The following is a 19,986-nucleotide window of genomic DNA, read 5'->3' on the forward strand; positions in this document are numbered from 1 at the left end:
CTGCAGGTCTTCGGCGCGGGGCTCAGCCCTGCAGGTCTTCGGCGCGGGGCTCAGCCCTGCAGGAAGTCGCGCTCCACCAGATCCACCGGCATGGGACGGGCGAACAGGAAGCCCTGGACCTCGGCGCAGCCCTGCTGGGCCAGCCAGTGCCATTGCTCCTCCGTCTCCACGCCCTCGGCCACGGTCTTGAGGCCGAAGCTGCGTGACAGATCCAGCACCGCCGTGGCGATGGCGGTTTCGGCGGGGATGTCGTTCACGAAGGAGCGGTCCAGCTTCAGCGCCGTCACCGGCAGGCGGCGCAGATAGGCCAGCGACGAATAACCCGTGCCGAAATCGTCGACACTGATGCCCACACCCAGGTCGCGCAGGCGCGCCAGCAGCGCCTCGCTGTGGTCCAGGTCGCGCATCATGCTGGTCTCGGTGATCTCGATGTTCAGCAGCTCGGGCGGCAGATAGGACTTGGCCAGGCAGTCCGCCACCAGGTCGACCAGCCCCGCCTCCTGCAACTGGCGGGCGGAGACGTTGACGGAGACGGGTACGGCGTGCCCCGCTGCCAGCCAGCGCGCCGCCTGTTCGCAGGCCGTGCGCAGCACCCAGGCGCCGATGGGCACGATCAATCCGGTTTCTTCCGCAAGCGGAATGAAATCGCCCGGCATGACCAGCCGGTCCGGCTTCTGCCAGCGCAGCAGCGCCTCCACCCCGCTGAGCTTGCGGGTCAGCGTCTCCAGCTTGGGCTGGTAGTAGAGGACGAACTGGTTTTCCTCGATGGCGCGGCGCAACGCCGTCTCGTTGTGCAGGCGGGCCACCGCCCGGTCCATCATCTCGCGCGCGAAGAAGCGATAGCGCCCCCCGCCGGCCGCCTTGGCCGTGCACATGGCGACGTCGGCGCCGCGCAGCAGCGGCTCGGGATCGCGCCCGTCGCCGGGGAACAGCGCCATGCCCACGCTGGCGGTCAGCGCCACGGAATGGCCGTCGATGGCATAGGGGGCGGCCAGGGTGTCCAGGATGCGTTCCGCCAGGCGGGCCGCCATCTCCGGCTGGGCGATGTCCTCGGCCACCACGGCGAATTCGTCGGCGCCCAGGCGCGCCACGCTGTCACCGGCGCGCAGCACGCTGGTCAGGCGGGCCCCCACCTCGCGCAGCACGCGGTCGCCCACATCCAGGCCATAGCTTTCGTTGACGGTCTTGAACCGGTCCAGATCCAGGTGGAAGACGGCGACGTGATAGCCCGCGCGCTCCGCCTTGGGCAGGGAGCGGCCCAGTTCCTCCGTCAGCAGCACGCGGTTGGGCAGGCCGGTCAGCAGGTCGCGCGTGGCCATGCGGCGCTGCGCCTCCTGGCTGGAGGCCAGGCGGGCCAGCAGCTCATTGGTGCGCGCGGCGATGTAGCCCAGCTCATCCCGCTCATGCCCCGCCGGCAGCGGCAGGGCCGTTTCCATGGGGCGGTCGGGATTGATGCGGGAAATGGACCGGCCCAGGCTGAACAGCGGCCGGGTCACGTAGCGGTGCAGCACCGCCACCAGCGCCAGGCCCAGCAGCAGGTTGCGCAGCACGCCGCTGACCAGGCCGGTGCCCGCCAGGATCAGCAGGTCGCGGGCCAGGACCACCGGGTCCAGGTCCAGGCGCAGTTCGCCGATGACCTCGCCATTGGGGCTGTTGGGCTGGCGCAAGGGGCGGCGGATGGTGGACAGGTCGCCGAACACCAGGCGCGACAGCGGCCCCGTCAGCCAGCCGTCCTGCGCCGGCTTGCGCCGCACGCCGGCCAGCCGCTCGTTATCCTTCAGGAGGATTTCCACGCCGGACACGGCGTGGAGCTTCAGGTTGTCCATGATGACCTGGTTGGCCAGCTGGGCATCCAGGTTCCACGCGGCGATGGCGGCGCTGCCCTCGACCTGGGCGGCGATGTCATCGATGATCGTCAGGACCTTTTCACGCTCACGGCTGGCGGCCCAGCCGATCTCCACCGCGGAAAAGGCGAAGCCGATCAAGAGGGCGGCCAAGGCGCCGCGCACGCCTTCCTTGAAGGACAGGGAGGACCAGAACGACCAATGGAAACGGGAGCCGGCCACACGGGCGTCGTTGTCACTCCCGCCATCGGCCGGCGCGCCGCCCGGGGAAACCCCCGCCAGCGAATCGTCAGGGGCGCCGGCGCCGTCCGTCGGAGCGCCGCCCATGCCCGCCGCAGCCCCGCCGGGGCCGGCCGGATCACCCGCCGAGTGGTGGAAAGAGTACCTGACCAAGGAGAATAGCGCCCCAAATGTCTTATGTTCCGGCCGGCGTCCCAAGACATCCGGGGCCGGCCGGCTGACGACCGCATCCGTCATCCTGCCACCAGGAACAGGTTGTCGGGCGCCGCCTTCGCCGCAGTTTTATGGACGGCGATCAGTTCCACAAGTGTTTCCAGACCCGGACGGGCCGCGCCGGCCACAAGCTGCACCATGACGGCGCTGACCCGCAGCAAGGGGTAGCGCCGCACGCGCCCCTCGCGGTCCTTCGCCTCGAACCACCCGCGTTCCCGGGTTTCCACGTCGTAAAGGCTTTCGGCGTCGGAGCGGAAGCGGCCCAGGAAGGCCACCAGCCGTTCCCGCATGCGATCGGCGGTCAGGCCGCTGCACGAGAGGAAGAAGTCGTCACCGCCGATGTGACCGGCGAAACCGCCGAGGGCGGACGCCTGGACCTTCAACTGCTCACTGAACATCAGGATGGCGCGATCACCCTGGCGGAAGCCGAAATAATCGTTGAACGGCTTGAAGTTGTCGAAGTCCAGGTAGACCAGCACATGGTCCCGCTCGCCATCCGCCACCAGCGCCTCCACCTGGGCCGTGATGGCGTTATTGCCGGGCAGGCGGGTCAGCGGGTTCTGGTCCACTGCCGTGGCCAGGCGGTGTTCGTGCAGCAGGCGCACCAGCGACTGACTGCTGAGGAAGCCGACATACTCGCCGCCCTCGACGATGATGACGCCGTCGCTGTCCGCCGCCTCGGCGAACAGCTCGATCACGCGTTCCAGGGGTGTCCCGATGTCGCAGACCGGGCAGGGAATGACGAAGTCCTTCAGCGTGTTGCCGAAGGCACGGTTGCGCAGGATTTCCGTGCCGTAGCGCGAATAGACGAAGGGCTTAAGGTGGCGTTCGCGAATCAGGCCGCGCGGCACGCCCGCCCGGTCCACCACCGGCACCACCGGCGGGGCGGCCAGGTTGCCGAAATACTCCAGCAGCTTGGCCTTGGGCGCCTCCAGCGGCAGGGGCGCGATGCGTTCGATCAGCTCGATCAGGCGCTGGCGCGCGTCGGACGGGCGGCGGCGGTCGCTGCGGGTCAGGGACTCGGCGATCTCGCTGGCCTCGGCCAGCAGGCTGCCGCCGGGGCGGCCCAACAGAAAGCCCTGGGCGTGGTCGCAGCCCAGATCCCGGCAGACATAGAATTCGCGCGAGGTCTCCACGCCAACGGCGATGGTGGCCAGGCCCAGGGCGTGTGCGCTGCCGATCAACTGGCCCAGCAAGGCGCGCTTGGCCTGGTCGCCGTCCACGCCGCTGATGAAGGCGCGATCGATCTTCACATAGCTGGGCGGGCTGGCCAGCAGGCGCTGGAAATCCGCGACACCCACGCCGAAGCGATCGAAGGCGATGTCGACGCGGCCGCGCCGGTCACCACCGTCACGGCCGGCACGGGTGGGAACGGGCCCCGTCCCCGTCGTCTCATAGACCAGGTGCAGCTGTTCGCCCTGTGGCGGGGGCGGTACCTGGCCCTGGGCCTGGGGATGGATGTTCAGGAACAGGCGCACCTCGGCCGTACCGCCCGCCGCCAGGAAGGCGGCCACGGCGGCGGCCTGGATGTGCGCTTCCAAGGCCGGCAGCGCGCCCTCGTCGGCGGCCGCCTGGAACAAGGCCGCCAGACTGGCGAAGCCCGCAGCCTCCCACCCGCGCAGCAGGGCCTCATGCCCATGCACGCGGGCCGTGCGCATCTGCACGATGGGTTGGAAGACGGGATGCAGGTGCGCCACAACGTCGCGCCAGCGGGCCGGCAAGGCGACGGCGCCCCCCTCCCCCGCCGGCAGGGCGGCAGGGGGCGGCGCTGAGGATCCGGCGGCCGGACGCCCCTGGGTTCCCTGCCGGGGGATGCCGGTCTCTCGCTCTTCAGGCATCAAGATCAAGGAGGGATCGGACCTTCCGGCCGCAATAAAGAGTGTGTTCTTCAGTAATATCCGTAGACGGTGACAGTTATGTGATGACCCGGCAACCGTTGATGCGCGGGCACGGCATGCCAGGACGCCGGTGCACCAGAACCGGATGCCCTGATTTGTAGATTCCGGCGGCAATCGGCCTATGACAACGGCTTAGGCCGTGGGCGGGGCTTTCGGCGGCGCACACATGGCCTTATATCAGGGGCGGCACACCAGGCTTACGGGGCGGCCGCCATGGTCGGCCGCGCGCTGCCAACGGAATCGAGATTCACCGAACGTCCTCAACTTATAGGGGTAGTCATGCTGAAGGGTAAATCCGCCGTCGTCACCGGTTCCACCAGCGGAATCGGCCTGGGCATCGCCCGCGTCCTGGCCTCCAAGGGCGCCAACATCATGCTGAACGGCTTCGGCGACGCGGCGGAGATCGAGAAGATCCGCAGCGGCCTGGAAAGCGAGTTCGGCGTGCGCGCCGCCTATAACGCCGCCGACATTTCCAAGCCGTCCTCCATCAAGGAGATGATCGACGCCACGGTGGAGACCTTCGGGTCCATCGACGTGCTGGTCAGCAACGCCGGCATCCAGTACACGGCGGCCATCGAGGATTTCCCCGAAGACAAGTGGAACGCCATCATCGCCATCAACCTGTCCGGCGTGTTCTGGGGCATGCACTATGCCCTACCCTACATGAAGAAGCAGGGCTGGGGCCGGCTGATCAACATCGCCTCCGCCCACGGCCTGGTGGCCAGCCCGCACAAGGCGGCCTATGTCGCGGCCAAGCACGGCGTCGTCGGCCTGACCAAGGTGGCGGCCCTGGAAACGGCCGAGATCGACATCACCGCCAACGCCATCTGCCCCGGCTGGGTGCTGACGCCGCTGGTGGAAAAGCAGATCAAGGACATGGCGGCCAAGGACGGCATCAGCGAGAAGGATGCCGAGCTGAAGCTGCTGTCGGAAAAGCAGCCGTCCAAGAAGTTCACCACGCCGGAAGAGCTGGGCGAACTGGCCGCCTTCCTCTGCACCGACGCCGCCGCCCAGATGACCGGCGTGCCCCTGCCCATGGATGGCGGCTGGACGGCGCAGTAAGTGCGAACATTCCCCACGACAAAGGGCGCCTTCCCCAGGGAGGCGCCCTTAACTTTTGTCCAGTCAGTGGGATTAAATTAGATGCCAGCCCAATACCAGAAAAAACCAGATCGCAATGACAGTGATAGCTTTGGCCTTATAGGGGCTTCGCCCAAATATGGTGAAGGACATCAACGAGAAAATTATCAACAAGAATGGAATAGAAATAATGATAAATCTTATTATCCATGCCTGATAATTCCCATTCCCGCCGTCAAATGACATCACGAAGGCGATGAACACTGGGAATATGAGAACAAGACCCAAGATACCAAGCCCGGAAAACCCAATAATGGCCACCCATTTCCAAATTCCATCCATTCGCCGCAACCTGAATTAAGACACGCCCATCTACATTTATACGATTTTGGGGCGCGCCTGACATCCAGGCGCGCCCCTTGTCGTTAGGACCCAACCGCACGCTTAGTTGAACAGCGGCGCCGCCTTCTGCAGGGTGGTCCACACACCCCACAGGATGGGCAGGCCCACCGCCAGCCAGGCCAGCAGGGCCGGGCCGTTCAGGCCGCCCCGACCGATGCCGAAGGAACCGCCGGTAGCGTTGGCGTTGGCGGTCTTGGCCTGCAAGGCCGCCACCTGCGCATCACTCATGAACCATTTGGCCGCCAGCTGCTTGATGGCCAGGTTGCACAGCAGGCCGATGATCAGGAACACGGCGAGGACATAGAAGGTGACGTCATAGACGTGATCCTTCGGCACCTTCAGCGCCAGTTCAGCGTCGCGGATGCGGGTTACGACGAACGGCCCGGCGACACCCGCCACCGACCAAGCGGTTAGCAGACGTCCATGGATGGCGCCCACAAACTGGGTGCCGAAGATGTCGGCGAGATAGGCCGGCACAGTGGCGAAGCCGCCGCCGTACATGGACAGGATGACGCCGATGGCCAGCACAAACAGCGCTACGCTGCCGGCGCGAGCTAGGCTGGGCGCCGCCGCGTACAGCACCAGGCCCAGGACGAAGAAGACGCAATAGGTCATCTTGCGGCCCAGCTTGTCCGACATGGAGGCCCAGAAGAAGCGGCCACCGATGTTGAACAGCGAGATCAAGCCGGTGAAAGCCGCGCCGATGGTGGCGATGGCCGTCTTCTGCCCCGGGTCCAGCTGGTCGAAGCCCAACTCGGGATAGCCGATCAGCTTGCCGGCGAAGATTTCCTGCAGCATGGGCGAGGCCATGCCGATGACACCGATACCAGCGCTGACGTTCAGGCACAGCACCGCCCAGATCAGCCAGAACTGCGGCGTCTTGTGCGCGTTGTCCAGGTGAACATGTCCATGGGTGATCATGGCCCGCTGCGCCGCCGCCGGCGGCGTCCAGCCATCCGGCCGCCAGCCGGCGGGCGGGACGCGATAGCCGAAAGCGCCGGCCATCATGAAGACGAAATAGATGGCGGCCATCGCCAGAAAGGTCTGCCACACGCCCGCGCTATCGGAGCTCTTGAACTGATTGATCAGGATGTTGGCCAGGGGCGACCCGATCATGGCGCCGCCGCCGAAGCCCATGATGGCCATGCCGGTGGCCATGCCACGCCGGTCGGGGAACCATTTGATGAGGGTGGAGACGGGTGAGATGTAGCCCAGCCCCAGGCCCACGCCGCCGACGATGCCGCCCAGCCACAGCAACCAGAGCTGGTGGACCATGATGCCCACCGCCGACACCACCATGCCGCCACACCAGCAGAAGGCAGCGACGACACCTGCGCGCCGGGGACCCACCCGTTCCAGCCAGCCTCCCCAGACCGCCGCTGCCGAGCCTAAAACGACGAAGAAAAGGGTATACATCAGGGTCAGGTCGGAGACCTGCCAATTGCAGGTAGTGGTTGTAAGCTCTGCAATTAGAGAGATGCTCTTGCACGCCGCCTCGTCCGTACCGGCCAAGGTCTTGGACAGCGGCAGCCAGAAGACGCTGAAACCATAGGCCATACCGATGCAGAGATGGATGGCAAGCGCCGCCGGCGGTACCAGCCAACGGTTGAAACCCGCCTTTGCGACTATCCTTTCGCGATCCAGGATCGAGCCGGACGAGCTTCCACCCGTGCGGCCCGAAGTTGCCACACTCATTGACGTCTCCCGCTTTATTTATGGCCAGTAAAAAGCAGATGGCCGCCCTTTCAGGAGCGCCACCGATCCCCCCGGTACTGTTTTTATTCTACACAGATAGTCTAATTTACTTTGGGCAAACTTTCCACCGCCTTCAGCACCTCTGGATCCAATCCGCCCCCGCCTTGGGCCACATGCGCCTGGATCGCCTGGCGCATCCGGGGTTCCCAGAACTTGGCGATGTGGTTGGCGATGCCGGCCGCTGCCTTGTCGCCCGGCTGCGAGGTGAAGAACTTGCCGATTTGATTGGCCATATAGACCAGCTTGTCAGGCGACATGCCGTGTATTCCCTTGCTTCGCTTCCATCCCATCGCCCGGTACGATCCGGCCGGCATGGGTGAACACCTCGAACCCGTCGCGCCGGGCCACCGCCACCAGGGTGATGCCGGCGGCCTCGGCCGTGCGGATGGCCAGGGCTGAGGGGGCAGAAACCGCCACCAGCACCGGCACGCCCATGGCCGCCGCCTTCTGCACCAGTTCCACCGACACCCGGCTGCTCATCACCACCAGGCCGGACGCGGCGTCGATACCGCCCCGGATCAAGGCGCCCGCCAGCTTGTCCAGCGCGTTGTGGCGGCCCACGTCCTCGCGCACCGCCACCATGCCCGTATCCGGGCGCCAGAAGCCGGCGGCGTGGACGGCCCGCGTCTCCTCGAACAGCGGCTGATGGTTGGCCAGGTCGTCGCGCGCGGCGGCCACCTGGGTCGCATCAATGGTGAAGCCCTGCGGCACCACCGGCAGGGCCCGTGTCGCCTCCGCCAGGCTTTCCAGGCCGCAGAGGCCGCAGCCCATGGGGCCGGCCAGGCGACGGCGACGGCGTTCCAGCGCCTCCCCCGGGGTCTTGGCCAGCCACAGGCGGACGTTCACCCCTTCCGGCACCACCACCAGGTCGAGGTCGGCGATGTCCGCACGGCCGGTGATGATGCCCTCGGTCACGCTGAAGCCCAGGGCGAAGTCTTCCAGGTCGCGCGGGGTCGCCATCAGCACGGCGTAGGCCGCACTGTCGTAGCTGATGGCCACCGCCGTCTCCTCCGCCACCACCCGGTCCCCGTCCAGGGGAACGCCATCGCGCCAGGCCACCCGGGTCACCGGGCGGCTGGCATCCGGCAAGGCTTGCGGCACCGGCGTCACGCGGTCCGTCATTCAGCGGCATCCGTGCCGACGATGCGGCGGCTGAGGTCGCTGTGGGTCTTGTACTTCTCCTGCCAGTCGGACGGGCCGTTGCTGGGGCTGACCTGCACCGCCGTCACCTTGTATTCGGGGCAGTTGGTGGCCCAGTCGGAATAGTCGGTGGTGATCACATTGGCCTGGGTCATGGGGTGGTGGAAGGTGGTGTAGACCACGCCGGGCGACACCCGGTCGGTGATCAGGGCGCGCAGCGTGGTTTCACCCGCGCGGCTTTGCAGCTTTACCCAGTCGCCGTCGCGCACGCCACGGTTCTCCGCGTCGTGCGGGTGGATCTCCAGCCTGTCTTCCTTGTGCCATTCGCTGTTGGCCGTGCGCCGCGTTTGGGCGCCGACATTGTACTGGCTGAGGATGCGGCCGGTGGTCAACAGCAGGGGGAAGCGGGCGCCCGTGCGTTCATCCGTGGGGATGTATTCCGTCAGCACGAACTTGCCCTTGCCCCGGGCGAAGCCGTTGATGTGCATGATGGGCGTGCCCTCGGGCGCGTCGTCGTTGCACGGCCACTGGACGGAGCCGCGTTCGTCCAGCATCTGGTAGGTCACGTTGCGGAAGCCCGGGGTGGTGGCCGCGATCTCCGCCATGATCTCCGCCGGGTGGCTATAAGTCATGGGATAGCCCAGGGCGTTGGACAACAACTGGGTGATTTCCCAGTCGGCGTAGCCGTTGCGCGGCGGCATGACCCGCCGCACGCGGTTGATGCGCCGTTCCGCGTTGGTGAAGGTGCCGTCCTTCTCCAGGAAGGTGGAACCGGGCAGGAAGACGTGGGCGTAGTCCGCCGTCTCATTCAGGAACAGGTCCTGAACCACCACGCACTCCATCGCCTTCAGGCCGGCGATGACGTGGTGGGTGTCGGGGTCGGACTGCACGATGTCCTCGCCCTGGACGTACAGGCCCTTGAAGGTGCCGTCGACGGCCGCGTCCAGCATGTTGGGAATGCGCAAGCCCGGCTCCCTCTCCAGGGTCACGCCCCACATGTCCTCGAAGATGGCGCGGGTGGCGTCGTCGTGGACATGGCGGTAGCCCGGCAGCTCATGGGGGAAGGAGCCCATGTCGCAGCTGCCCTGGACGTTGTTCTGGCCGCGCAGCGGGTTCACGCCCACGCCGCGCCGGCCCAGGTTGCCCGTGGCCATGGCCAGGTTGGCGATGGCCATGACGGTGGTGGAGCCCTGACTGTGCTCCGTCACGCCCAGGCCATAGTAGATGGCGGCGTTGCCGCCGGTGGCGTAGAGCCGGGCAGCGGCGCGCAGCTCGGCCGCCGGCACGCCGGTATACTCGGCGATGGCCTCGGGGCTATGCCGCTCCTCGGCGACGAAGGCCGCCCAGTCCTGGAACTCGTCCCAGTCGCAGCGCTCGCGCACGAAGGCCTCGTTCACCAGGCCCTCGGTGACGATGACGTGGGCGATGGCGGTGACAACGGCGACGTTGGTGCCAGGACGCAGCGGCAGGTGGTGGGCCGCCTTTACGTGCGGGGTCTTCACCAGGTCGATGCGGCGCGGGTCGACGACGATCAGCTTGGCGCCCTGGCGCAGCCGCTTCTTCAGGCGGGAACCGAACACCGGGTGGCCATCGGTGGGATTGGCGCCGATGACCATCACGACGTCGGTATCCTCGACACTGTCGAAGTCCTGGGTGCCGGCGGAGGTGCCATAGGCCGTGCCCAGGCCATAGCCGGTGGGGGAGTGGCAGACGCGGGCGCAGGTATCGACGTTGTTGTTGCCGAAGCCGGCGCGCACCAGCTTCTGCACCAGGTACGTCTCCTCATTCGTGCAGCGGGAGGAGGTGATGCCGCCGACCGAGGCGCGGCCGTATTTCTCCTGGATGCGCTTGAACTCGCCGGCGGTGTAGCTGATGGCCTCTTCCCACGACACCTCGCGCCACGGGTCGGTGATCTTGGACCGGATCATGGGCTTCAGGATGCGCTCGCGGTGGGTGGCGTAACCCCAGGCGAAGCGGCCCTTCACACAGGAATGGCCGCGGTTGGCGGCGCCATCCTTGTAGGGGACCATGCGCACCAGCTCGGTCCCGCGCATCTCCGCCTTGAAGCTGCAGCCCACGCCGCAATAGGCGCAGGTGGTGACGACGGAATGCTCCGGCTGGCCGATCTCGATGACCGACTTTTCCATCAGGGTGGCCGTGGGACAGGCCTGGACGCAGGCGCCGCAGCTGACGCACTCGCTGTCCATGAAGTCCTCATCCATGCCGGCCGAAACCTTGCTGGCGAAGCCCCGGTCCTGGATGGTCAGCGCGAAGGTGCCCTGTACCTCCTGGCAGGCCCGCACGCAGCGGGAGCAGACGATGCACTTCGACGGGTCGAAGGTGAAATAGGGGTTGGACGTGTCCTTGGCCTGGCCCAGGTGGTTGGCCCCCTCCATGCCATAGCGCACCTCGCGCAGGCCCACGGCGCCGGCCATGTCCTGCAGCTCACAGTCGCCATTGGCCGCACAGGTCAGGCAATCCAGCGGATGGTCGGAGATGTACAGCTCCATCACCCCTTTGCGCAGGCGCTTCAGCCGTTCCGTCTGCGTGGATACCACCATGCCCGGGGCCACCGGCGTGGTGCAGGAGGCAGGCGTGCCCGCCCGGCCCTGGATTTCCACCAGGCACAGCCGGCAGGAGCCGAAGGCGTCCAGCGTGTCGGTGGCGCACAGCTTGGGGATGGTGACGCCACTGTCCATGGCGGCGCGCATGATGGAGGTGCCCTCCGCCACCGTCACCGTCTCGCCGTCGATGGTCAGGGTGACCATCTTGGCGTCGGTGTCGCCCTTCAGGCCGCGGGGATGCGGGGTGCCGTAGTCGATCTCAGGAACCAAGCCCATGGCCGGACCCTCCTTCACTCAGCCGCGACCGGCAGGGGCCGGCCGTGGAAATCCTCGGGGAAATGACGGATGGCGCTCAGCACCGGATAGGGTGTGAAGCCCCCCAGCGCACACAGCGAGCCGAACTTCATGGTGTTGCACAGGTCTTCCAGCAGCGCGATGTTGGCCGCCACGTCGCGGCCCGCCAGGATGCGGTCCACCACCTCCGCCCCCCGGGTGGAACCGATGCGGCAGGGCGTGCACTTGCCGCAGGATTCCTCGGCGCAGAATTCCATGGCGAAGCGCGCCATGTGCGCCATATCCACCGTGTCGTCGAACACCACCAGACCGCCGTGGCCGATCAGGGCGTCGCGCGCGGCGAAGGCCTCGTAATCATAAGGGGTGTCGAACTGGCTAGGCGGCAGGTAGGCGCCCAGGGGTCCGCCCGCCTGCACCGCGCGAACCGGCCGGCGGCTGGCGGTGCCACCGCCCACCTCCATCACGATCTCGCCCAGGGTCAGGCCGAAGGCCGTCTCGAACAGGCCGCCATGCAGGACGTTGCCAGCCAGTTGGATGGGCATGGTGCCCCGCGACCGGCCCATGCCGAAGTCGGCGTAGTATTGCGCGCCCAAATCCATGATGACGGGAATGGTGGCCAGGGAGAGCAAGTTGTTGACCACGGTGGGCCGGCCGAACAGGCCCTTCAGCGCCGGCAGCGGCGGCTTGGCGCGCACCACGCCGCGCTTGCCCTCCAGGCTTTCCAGCAGCGCTGTTTCCTCGCCACAGACATAGGCGCCGGCACCGACGCGCAGTTCCAGGTGGAACTCCAGGCCGGAGCCCAGGATGTCGCGGCCCAGCAAGCCGGCGGCGCGCGCGATGTCCAGCGCCGCCCGCATGGTGGCGTTGGCGTGCGGGTATTCGGAACGGGAGTAGATGTAGCCCCGCGTGGCGCCCACCGCCAAACCGGCGATGGTCATGCCCTCGATGAGGCAGAAGGGGTCGCCCTCCAGGATCATGCGGTCGGCGAAGGTGCCGCTGTCGCCCTCATCCGCGTTGCAGACGATGTACTTCTGGTCCGCCACCGCGTCGCGCACCGTCTTCCACTTGATGCCGGTGGGGAAGCCGGCGCCGCCACGACCGCGCAGGCCGGACTTGGTCACCGCCTCCACCGTCGCGGCACCGCCCACCTCGATGGCCTTGGCCAAGCCGCGATAGCCGCCGGCGGCTTTGTAATCCTCCACCGACAGGGGATCGACGATGCCGCAGCGGGCGAAGGTCAGCCGCGTCTGGCGGGCCAGGAAGGGATGGTCCTCCGGCCGGCCGACGCGCAGGGGATGCGTGGCGCCGGTCAGCCAGCCGGCGGTGAACAGGGCGGCCACGTCACCGGCCTGCACCGGGCCGTAGGCGATGCGGCCCAGGGGCGTTTCCACCTCCACCATCGGTTCCAGCCAGAACAGACCGCGCGAGCCGGTGCGCACGATGGTGACGGCGGCGCCTAGGGCGGCGGCCTGCGCCGCCACGGCGCGCGCGACCTCGTCGGCGCCCACCGCCAGGGCGGCCACGTCGCGGGGAATGAAGATGCGGGTGCTCATGGCGTCGACCAATCGTTGCGGGCCTCGTTCACGGCGGCGTCCAGGCGTTCGCGGTTCAGGCGGCCCAGGGGGCGGCCGTCGATCAGGGCCGCCGGGGCGCAGGCGCACAGCCCCAGGCAATAGACAGGTTCAATCGTCACCTGCCCGTCGCCGGTGGTGCCGCCCCAGTCCAGGCCCAGGCGCCGCAGCAGGCCTTCCGCCAAGGTATGGCCGCCCATGGACTGGCAGGCCTCGGCCCGGCACAGCTTCACCACGTGGCGGCCGGCGGGTGCCTCCCTAAAGTCGTGGTAAAAGCTTACAATTCCGTGAACATCGGCGCGCGAAAGGTTCAGCGCGTCCGCAAGCAAGGGCACCGCATCCTCAGGCACATGGCCGAAGGTCTCCTGCAAGGCATGCAGTATCGGCAATGCTGGCCCTTCAAGATTTTGGTGCGCCGCAATGACTTCAGCGGCCTTTTCACGGTCCCACGGGGTACTTGTTGTGGCAGACGTCACAGCAGCGGCCTCACTTCTCAGGCAATCTCCCTGTCATTAGAAGTTGGCTATCGCCGGACCATAATCAACGCAGCCGTTCCATGTTGCGATAGAAAACTTCTATCACGCCGCCCGGCCCGCACATGCCCGCCCGCGGCACATCGAAATCAAATAGGACGCCCAAATAGGACGCCCGTCACTGGGACGTGGATCATGCGTGCGCGTATTTTTGTTGCGACCTCAACCTTGCTGAGCCTCATGCTGGCGGCCCCAATCGCGGTGCAGGCCGCCTCGGTCGACAGCCCGGCGGCGGTGACGGCGGCGGCCCCGGCGGCCCCCCAGGCCACCGACCCGGCGATGACGCAGGACGTGACGCAGCTGCTGCGCGACTGGTCGGTCATCAAGTACCAGATGCACGACGATAAGGCCCAGGCCCTGAAGATGCGGGATCTGCTGGTGCGCGCCACCGACCTGCAGACCCGCTACCCGGGCCGTGCCGAGCCGATGATCAGTACCGCCCTGATCCTGGGCAGCATCGCCGGCTATGAGCAGAACGCCGGCTCGCTGGAGCTGGTACGCAAGGCCCGCGATCTGTTCGAGCAAGCCGACAAGATCGACCCCACCGCCCTGGACGGCGCGTCGGCGGTCAACCTGGGCTCGCTCTACTACCTGATGCCGGGCTTCCCCATCGGCTTCGGCAGCGACAGCAAGGCGCGCAAGTATCTGGAGCGCGGGATCGCGTTGAGCCCCAACGGGCTGGAGTCCAACTACTTCTACGGTGAGTTCCTGTCGCAGCAGGGTGAGTACGAGCGCTCGGCCAAGGTGCTGGCCCACGCCCTGGAGGCGCCGGTGTCGGTGACCCAGCCCGTGTGGGATGCCGGCCGCCGCGCCGAGGCCCGGGCCCTGCTGGCCGACGTCCGCCAGAAGCTGGTGGCGTCGAACTGAGTACCGCCCGAGCGCCGGGCACCATGTGAGAGAACCCCCGGAGCGGCCACCGCCCCGGGGGTTTTTTGCGGTCAGGGGGCGGCTGTCAGGGGGCCATGGGCTCGCCAAAGGTGCGGGCCACCTTCTTGGCCTCGGCCACCAAGGCAGCGGTCAGGGGCGTCATAGGGTCGCGATAGGGCACCACCAGGCCGATGTCATGCACCGCCGCCGGGTCGACGATGGGGATGGCCCGGATCTCCTCCGGGAAGTTGAAAGCCGTGGTCAGCACCTCGGGCATGATGCTGGCCCACTTGCCCGTGCGCACGTGCGAGAACAGCACGATCATGGAATTGGATTCCAGGGTCGGCGCCGAGGTGGCGCCGGCGATGGCCAACAGCCGGTCGATGATCCGCCGGTTCTGCATGTCCGGTGTCAGCAGGCACAGCGGTATCTCCCCCACCTCGGCCCAGCTGACCTGGGCACGGGCGCCCAGCGGGCTGTCGCGGGAGATCAGCAGGCGGTACTGTTCGCGGTACAGGGGTACGGTGCGCACCCGCCCCAGGGGCTCGTTGTCCAGGTAGGTCAGGCCAGCGTCGATCTCCAGCCCTTCCAGCAGATGCAGGATCTCGATGGAGGTGCGCGACAGCACGGTGAACTTCACGCCCGGGTGCCGTTCGCGATAGGGCGTGGTCAGGATGGGCACCATGGCCAGCGCCGTGGGAATGACGGCGATGCGCAGGTGGCCGCTGAGGCCGTGGCGCAAGGCCCGCACCTCCTGCCGCATGGCGCGGGCATCGCCCACGATGCGGCGGGCCCAGTCCAGCACCCGCTCCCCCTCCTGCGTCAGGCCCATGTAGCGCGCGCCACGGTTGACCAGCAGCACGCCCAGCTGGTCCTCCAACTGTTTCAGGCCGGCCGACAGGGTGGGCTGAGTGACGCCGCAGGCCTCCGCCGCGCGGCCGAAATGCTGTTCCCGGGCCAGCGCGATGAAGAATTCCAGCTTGTCGATCATGCCGTGCGGCGCCCTCTCCCGAAAGCGGGGCGCGATCCTGTTGACCGCATCCCGCCCGCAGCCTGTTTCGTAGGCAGAGGGGCCTCGCTGCCGGGGCCCCGCATCCCGTGCGCATGATCCATGAAGAGGGTCGGCCGATACAAGACCGCGCATGACGGAGGGTGGCAGATTAGCCATAGGCGGCAGGGGACCGCCCTTTCGATCAAAGGGGAGCAAGCCATGTTCGATCCGACCAGCTATGTGGGCTTCCATACCGATCTCAGCCTGCTGGCCTTGGCGGCGGGACTGCTCCTGCTCAACGGCCTGTTCGGCAGCCGGGTGCCGCCGGCGCTGACCGCCGTCTACCTGGCGGCGGCCGTCCTGACCGACCTCACCGGCTTCGGCTTCCCCTTCAGCGGCTTCCTGCCCTCGCATGGCGTGGGGGCGTTGTCGCTGCTGATCCTGGCGGTGGCCATCGCGGCCCTTTACGCCTTCGCCCTGCGCGGGGCCTGGCGGTGGATATACGCCGCCAGCCTGACCGCCAGCGTCTTCCTGCTGGCCTTCGTCGCCGTGGCCCAATCCTTCCTGAAGGTGCCGGCCCTGCACGCGCTGGCCCCCACGGGCAGCGAGCCGCCCTTCGGCGCCGCGGAAGGCGTCCTGCTGCTGCTGTTCGTGGGGATCGGCATCCTGGCGACCCGCCGTTTCCATCCCGGTATCCGGCGCGCCGCCGCCGTCGCCTGACCCTTGCGGCTGAGCCTCGTCCCACCGCCACACCACCTCTTGCCCCCTGGACAGCGACGCCCGTCGACCCCACGCTTATGTCGGGACGACCAGTTGGCGAAGGGCTCTGGACGGTGCGACGACGGGCTTGGATGCGGATGACGGTGCTGTTATGGGCCGCCTGCGCCGGCGGCCCCCCGCTTGGCGCCGCGGGGGCGGCACCGCCCCCATCCCAGGCACCGGCGGCGCCCGCCGCCGCCCTGACCGGCGACTGGCGGGGCACGCTGGACACCGGGCTGACCCGCCTGCGGCTGGAGTTCCATGTCACCGCCGCGCCCGGCCCCGGCGGCGCCCCCGCCCTGGCCGGCACGCTGGACAGCGTGGACCAGCAGGTTCTGGGCTTGCCCATCCCCAGCATCAGCCGTGAGGGCGACGCCGTCACCTTCGACATCCCGGCCGTGCTGGGCGGCTATACCGGCACGCTGTCGGCCGACGGGCAGACCCTGACCGGCACCTGGCGACAGGCCCACCAGTCCCGCCCGCTGGCCCTGACCCGCCTGACCACCGCGCAGATCCAGGCGGAGCAGGCACGGCCCCAGGTGCCCCGGCCGCCCTTCCCCTACCGTGCGGTCAGCGTGGCCTACGACAACCCGGCGGCATCCGGCGTCCGGCTGGCCGGCACCCTGACCCTGCCGCCGGGCAAGGGCCCGTTTCCGGCCGCGCTGTTGATCACCGGATCGGGCCCCCAGGACCGCGATGAGACCATCGAGGGGCACAAGCCCTTCCTGGTGCTGGCCGACGCGCTGACCCGGCGCGGCATCGCCGTGCTGCGGGTGGACGACCGGGGCGTGGGCCAATCCACCGGTGATTTCGATGCCGCCACCACGCCCGACTTCGCCACCGACGCCGCCGCCGGCGTCGCCTATTTGCGCGGCCGCGCCGACATCGACCCGCGCCGCATCGGCCTGATCGGCCACAGCGAGGGCGGGCTGATCGCCCCCATGGTGGCCAGCCGCGACCCCACCATCGCCTGGCTGGTGCTGATGGCCGGCCCGGGCGTGGATGGGGAGACCATCCTGCTGAGCCAGAAGCGCCTGATCGCCGGCGCCACCGGCGTGGGGGCATCCGGGGCCGAGCGTCTGGTGGACATGGACCGCCGCGAGTATGCCATCGTGAAGGACGAACCGGACCCGGAGCGCGCCCGCGCCCGCCTGCGCATCCTGCTGCAGGGCGGCATGATGGGCGGCGACAACCGCATCGCCACGTCCGAAGCGGTGATCGAGGCGGTGACCAAGCCCTGGTACCGCTGGTTCCTGACCTATGATCCCGCCCCCGCCCTGCGCACCCTGCGCCTGCCCGTTCTGGCCCTGGTGGGGTCCAAGGATTTGCAGGTCTCAGCCTCCGAAAACCTGCCGGCCCTGCGCGCCGCCCTGACCGACGACCCCAAGGCCGAGGTGCGCGAGGTGCCGGGCCTGAACCACATGTTCCAGACCGCCGATACCGGCGCCCCCACCGAATATGCCCGCATCCCTGAAACGATCGCGCCCATGGCCCTGGACCTGATCACCGATTGGGTGGCGGCGCATAGTGGGCGCCCCAAGCCGTGAGCGTGATGCTGCGCGCGCCCGAAGCCGATGAGTTGCCCGCCCTGCAAACGCTGGAGGGCGCCGCCCGCCGCCGCTACGCCGCCTGGCCGGACTTGGCCTTCGTCGCCAGCCGCCCACCGATCGCGCTTGAACGCCTGGCGGCCGGCACGGTGTGGGTGGCCGAGCACGCGGGACGACCCGCCGGCTTCATTCTGCTGCAGCCGCAGGACGGCCAGCTATACATCGCCAATATTTCGGTGGCGCCCGAGGCCGGCGGGCGGGGCATCGGGGCCGCCCTGCTGGCCCAGGCATTGAGCCACGCCCGCGCCCTGGGCGCCGAGGCCCTGACGCTGACCACCTTCCAGGCGCCACCCTGGAACGGCCCCTGGTTCCGCCGCCACGGTTATACGCTCATGCCGGAAGAGCACATGGGACCGGCCTTGCGCGCGACACTGGAGCGCCAGATCATCACCGTGGATCCGGCGACACGGGAGGTGTTGTGGCGACGGGTTGGCGACTTACTTCACTTGCCAACCGACCCTTAAGCGAAGGAAGTTTTCCAGTGCGCCTTTCCCGTGTCCTTGTTTGTGCCACCGGCTTGCTTCTTCTAAGGGACCAAGCCGGCGCCGCCAGTTTCGACTGCGCCAAAGCGGAAACGGCGGTGGAAAAGGCGATCTGCGCCGACCCGTCCCTGTCGGCGGTGGACGAAAAGCTGGCCACCGCCTATCGCCAGACTTTGGCATCGGCCCCGGCCGACATCAGGCCAGAACTGGTGCAGAACCAGCGCAACTGGCTGGTCTACGTCCACCGATATTGCAAACCCGTGAAACGCGCCCCCCCGGACGGCGTTTCCACCTGCCTGGGCGAAAAGTATAAAGAGCGCCTGGGCAGCCTGCCCCAATCACTGCGCACTGTCGGCACCACGACCGTCTATCAGATGCAGCGCTTCGACGTCGCCACCGAGGCCGGAACCGACGGGGCCGACGATACCGGCACGATGGAATTCAACATGGACCAGGTGGCAGGCACGCGGCCGCAGGACAAACAGGTGAACGCCTATATCCGCACCCTGGCCAAATTCCCCACCATCGAAACGCAAGCGGCCAAGCCGGGCCGCCTGGCGCAACCGAGTGAGGAGATCGTCAACACCTACCGCCTGATCGCCTACACCGACCACGTGGCCGAAATCCAGATCGACACCTGGGATTACGGCCACGGCGCCGCCCATGGCACGAGCGACAGCGCCAATCGCTTTTTCCTGGCCCAGGAGGGCAAGGAGTTGACGGCGGATCGCGTCTTCGCCGCCGCCAAGCCATGGCGGGCCTTTCTGGCCAAGCGCTGCTACGACGGATTGGTGGAACAGGGGATCATTGGCCCAGACAATAAAGTGTTCACCGGCACCGCGGCGGAACTGGAGCCAATGGTGGCCCAGCCTACCCATTGGGAGTTCGACAGCGACGGCCTGAGCGTAGCCTTCGCAACCTATGAGGTGGCACCCTATGCCGCTGGCGAGCCGGCAGTGACCATCCCTTGGAACGACCTGCGCCCTTATTTGATCAAGGACACGCCCATCCTGGAACTGGCGCGGGTCCCGGCGCAGGACCCGCCCTGATTGCCGCCTGCACAAATTATGCACGATAAGTGCCGGTTTCTGCTGGGAAAATGCAGCCCAGGAGGCAAGGCGTCACGGCTAGGGTAGGTAAGCTCATCCCCCTACCCGAGCTGCCTCATGGCCATCGCCACCCTCAGCCCCGACCGTCCCGCTATTTGGCCCGTCCCGGCCGCCGCCGTCCTCTTCGCCGGCTTGGTGCTGGTCGACACCGCACTGGAGTGGGAACCACCGTTCGACGCCCTGGCGCTCCTCGCGCTCTGGTGTGGTGCTGCGATGGCGGCGGCGCGCCAGGCGGTGCGGGCCCGCCGTGACGGGCTGCCCCGGCGCGCCCTATCCCTGGCGCTGCTGGCCCTGGCCTTCCTGGTGATGGTGGTTCAACCCCGCCTGGTCATGGGTGGCGCGCAATCGCTGGCGGACCACCTGCACTTCGCCCAGGGGCGCCCCTCATACCTGGCCCAAGTCCGCGCCCTGGCGGATACCGGCGAACCCAAGCTGTTGGTCTGGGGCTGGGGCGGCTTCATCGTCGCCTCGACCAGCCTGGTCTATGATGAGAGCGATGAGGTCACCCTGCCGCCCGAGCGGCAATCCGCCTCCTCGAAGGCGCGGACCGAGCACACCGACCTCGCCTGCCCCTATGGCTATCGCGTGCGCACAGAACTGGGCGAGCATTTCTATGCCGTGGGCGTGGGGTGCTGAT

General features: G+C 67.8%; 16 protein-coding genes. 7 read left to right on the forward strand and 9 right to left on the reverse strand.

The annotated features are described in order from the left end of the window. Positions 1–50: 50 nt before the first annotated feature. Both FBZ88_RS09860 and FBZ88_RS09865 read right to left on the reverse strand, forming a co-directional pair. Positions 51–2,237 carry a putative bifunctional diguanylate cyclase/phosphodiesterase gene (locus FBZ88_RS09860; RefSeq protein WP_145616634.1) on the reverse strand — a complete coding sequence of 729 codons (2,187 nt, stop codon included), beginning with the start codon at positions 2,235–2,237 and terminating at the stop codon, positions 51–53. An 80-nt stretch (positions 2,238–2,317) separates the two neighbouring features. After that, the gene (locus FBZ88_RS09865) at positions 2,318–4,135 is read right to left on the reverse strand and encodes a GGDEF domain-containing protein (protein WP_246138593.1); all 1,818 of its coding nucleotides are present in this window, start codon (positions 4,133–4,135) and stop codon (positions 2,318–2,320) included. Positions 4,136–4,474: 339 nt separating this feature from the next. Between FBZ88_RS09865 and FBZ88_RS09870 the strand changes: the two genes are divergently transcribed. Next, a complete protein-coding gene (locus FBZ88_RS09870; RefSeq protein WP_145616635.1) occupies positions 4,475–5,257 on the forward strand; it encodes a 3-hydroxybutyrate dehydrogenase in 783 nt (260 codons plus the stop codon). Between the two features lie 462 nt (positions 5,258–5,719). On the opposite strand, the gene FBZ88_RS09875 is transcribed toward FBZ88_RS09870, so the two are convergent. The 6 genes from FBZ88_RS09875 to FBZ88_RS09900 all read right to left on the reverse strand — a co-directional run bounded on the left by FBZ88_RS09875 (position 5,720) and on the right by FBZ88_RS09900 (position 13,477). Then, a complete protein-coding gene (locus FBZ88_RS09875) occupies positions 5,720–7,372 on the reverse strand; it encodes an OFA family MFS transporter (protein ID WP_145616636.1) in 1,653 nt (550 codons plus the stop codon). A 101-nt stretch (positions 7,373–7,473) separates the two neighbouring features. Next, positions 7,474–7,689, reverse strand: a complete 216-nt coding sequence (locus FBZ88_RS09880; protein WP_040846996.1) for a formate dehydrogenase subunit delta — start codon at positions 7,687–7,689, stop codon at positions 7,474–7,476. Then, on the reverse strand, positions 7,679–8,554 hold the full coding sequence (gene fdhD, locus FBZ88_RS09885) for a formate dehydrogenase accessory sulfurtransferase FdhD (protein WP_145616637.1): 876 nt from the start codon (positions 8,552–8,554) through the stop codon (positions 7,679–7,681). Before fdhD ends, FBZ88_RS09880 begins: the two co-directional genes overlap by 11 nt. Beyond that, positions 8,551–11,412: a formate dehydrogenase subunit alpha gene (gene fdhF / locus FBZ88_RS09890; protein ID WP_145616638.1), complete on the reverse strand. Its 2,862-nt coding sequence runs from the start codon at positions 11,410–11,412 to the stop codon at positions 8,551–8,553. Before fdhF ends, fdhD begins: the two co-directional genes overlap by 4 nt. Before the next feature lie 14 nt (positions 11,413–11,426). Then, the gene (locus tag FBZ88_RS09895) at positions 11,427–12,983 is read right to left on the reverse strand and encodes a formate dehydrogenase beta subunit (RefSeq protein ID WP_145616639.1); all 1,557 of its coding nucleotides are present in this window, start codon (positions 12,981–12,983) and stop codon (positions 11,427–11,429) included. After that, the gene (locus FBZ88_RS09900) at positions 12,980–13,477 is read right to left on the reverse strand and encodes a formate dehydrogenase subunit gamma (RefSeq protein ID WP_145616640.1); all 498 of its coding nucleotides are present in this window, start codon (positions 13,475–13,477) and stop codon (positions 12,980–12,982) included. Before FBZ88_RS09900 ends, FBZ88_RS09895 begins: the two co-directional genes overlap by 4 nt. Positions 13,478–13,669: 192 nt before the next feature. Here FBZ88_RS09900 and FBZ88_RS09905 point away from each other — a divergent pair, with 192 nt between their 5' ends. Further along, the gene (locus FBZ88_RS09905; protein ID WP_145616641.1) at positions 13,670–14,401 is read left to right on the forward strand and encodes a tetratricopeptide repeat protein; all 732 of its coding nucleotides are present in this window, start codon (positions 13,670–13,672) and stop codon (positions 14,399–14,401) included. 85 nt (positions 14,402–14,486) lie between these two features. Here FBZ88_RS09905 and FBZ88_RS09910 read toward each other — a convergent pair whose 3' ends face one another. Then, positions 14,487–15,392, reverse strand: a complete 906-nt coding sequence (locus FBZ88_RS09910; RefSeq protein WP_088874227.1) for a LysR family transcriptional regulator — start codon at positions 15,390–15,392, stop codon at positions 14,487–14,489. A 219-nt stretch (positions 15,393–15,611) separates the two neighbouring features. Between FBZ88_RS09910 and FBZ88_RS09915 the strand changes: the two genes are divergently transcribed. The 5 genes from FBZ88_RS09915 to FBZ88_RS09935 all read left to right on the forward strand — a co-directional run bounded on the left by FBZ88_RS09915 (position 15,612) and on the right by FBZ88_RS09935 (position 19,985). Next, entirely contained in the window at positions 15,612–16,112 is a 501-nt protein-coding gene (locus FBZ88_RS09915) for a hypothetical protein (RefSeq protein ID WP_145616642.1), read from the forward strand. A 137-nt stretch (positions 16,113–16,249) separates the two neighbouring features. Continuing rightward, the gene (locus tag FBZ88_RS09920; RefSeq protein ID WP_145616643.1) at positions 16,250–17,698 is read left to right on the forward strand and encodes an alpha/beta hydrolase family protein; all 1,449 of its coding nucleotides are present in this window, start codon (positions 16,250–16,252) and stop codon (positions 17,696–17,698) included. A 5-nt stretch (positions 17,699–17,703) separates the two neighbouring features. After that, the gene (locus FBZ88_RS09925) at positions 17,704–18,222 is read left to right on the forward strand and encodes a GNAT family N-acetyltransferase (RefSeq protein ID WP_246138597.1); all 519 of its coding nucleotides are present in this window, start codon (positions 17,704–17,706) and stop codon (positions 18,220–18,222) included. 17 nt (positions 18,223–18,239) lie between these two features. After that, positions 18,240–19,289, forward strand: a complete 1,050-nt coding sequence (locus tag FBZ88_RS09930) for a DUF3298 domain-containing protein (protein ID WP_186464308.1) — start codon at positions 18,240–18,242, stop codon at positions 19,287–19,289. A 117-nt stretch (positions 19,290–19,406) separates the two neighbouring features. Continuing rightward, the gene (locus FBZ88_RS09935) at positions 19,407–19,985 is read left to right on the forward strand and encodes a hypothetical protein (protein ID WP_145616646.1); all 579 of its coding nucleotides are present in this window, start codon (positions 19,407–19,409) and stop codon (positions 19,983–19,985) included. Position 19,986 lies beyond the last annotated feature (1 nt).

This window comes from Nitrospirillum bahiense, assembly GCF_007828025.1.
GTDB lineage: Bacteria > Pseudomonadota > Alphaproteobacteria > Azospirillales > Azospirillaceae > Nitrospirillum > Nitrospirillum amazonense.

Excerpts from the sequence above, each read along its gene's own strand:
- FBZ88_RS09875 (WP_145616636.1), bottom strand. The coding sequence starts at position 7,372 with ATGAGTGTGGCAACTTCGGGCCGCACGGGTGGAAGCTCGTCCGGCTCG.
- FBZ88_RS09865 (WP_246138593.1), bottom strand. The coding sequence starts at position 4,135 with ATGCCTGAAGAGCGAGAGACCGGCATCCCCCGGCAGGGAACCCAGGGG.
- FBZ88_RS09920 (WP_145616643.1), top strand. The coding sequence starts at position 16,250 with ATGACGGTGCTGTTATGGGCCGCCTGCGCCGGCGGCCCCCCGCTTGGC.
- fdhD (WP_145616637.1), bottom strand. The coding sequence starts at position 8,554 with ATGACGGACCGCGTGACGCCGGTGCCGCAAGCCTTGCCGGATGCCAGC.
- fdhF (WP_145616638.1), bottom strand. The coding sequence starts at position 11,412 with ATGGGCTTGGTTCCTGAGATCGACTACGGCACCCCGCATCCCCGCGGC.
- FBZ88_RS09880 (WP_040846996.1), bottom strand. The coding sequence starts at position 7,689 with ATGTCGCCTGACAAGCTGGTCTATATGGCCAATCAAATCGGCAAGTTC.
- FBZ88_RS09905 (WP_145616641.1), top strand. The coding sequence starts at position 13,670 with ATGCGTGCGCGTATTTTTGTTGCGACCTCAACCTTGCTGAGCCTCATG.
- FBZ88_RS09895 (WP_145616639.1), bottom strand. The coding sequence starts at position 12,983 with ATGAGCACCCGCATCTTCATTCCCCGCGACGTGGCCGCCCTGGCGGTG.
- FBZ88_RS09910 (WP_088874227.1), bottom strand. The coding sequence starts at position 15,392 with ATGATCGACAAGCTGGAATTCTTCATCGCGCTGGCCCGGGAACAGCAT.
- FBZ88_RS09925 (WP_246138597.1), top strand. The coding sequence starts at position 17,704 with ATGCTGCGCGCGCCCGAAGCCGATGAGTTGCCCGCCCTGCAAACGCTG.
- FBZ88_RS09935 (WP_145616646.1), top strand. The coding sequence starts at position 19,407 with ATGGCCATCGCCACCCTCAGCCCCGACCGTCCCGCTATTTGGCCCGTC.
- FBZ88_RS09870 (WP_145616635.1), top strand. The coding sequence starts at position 4,475 with ATGCTGAAGGGTAAATCCGCCGTCGTCACCGGTTCCACCAGCGGAATC.
- FBZ88_RS09915 (WP_145616642.1), top strand. The coding sequence starts at position 15,612 with ATGTTCGATCCGACCAGCTATGTGGGCTTCCATACCGATCTCAGCCTG.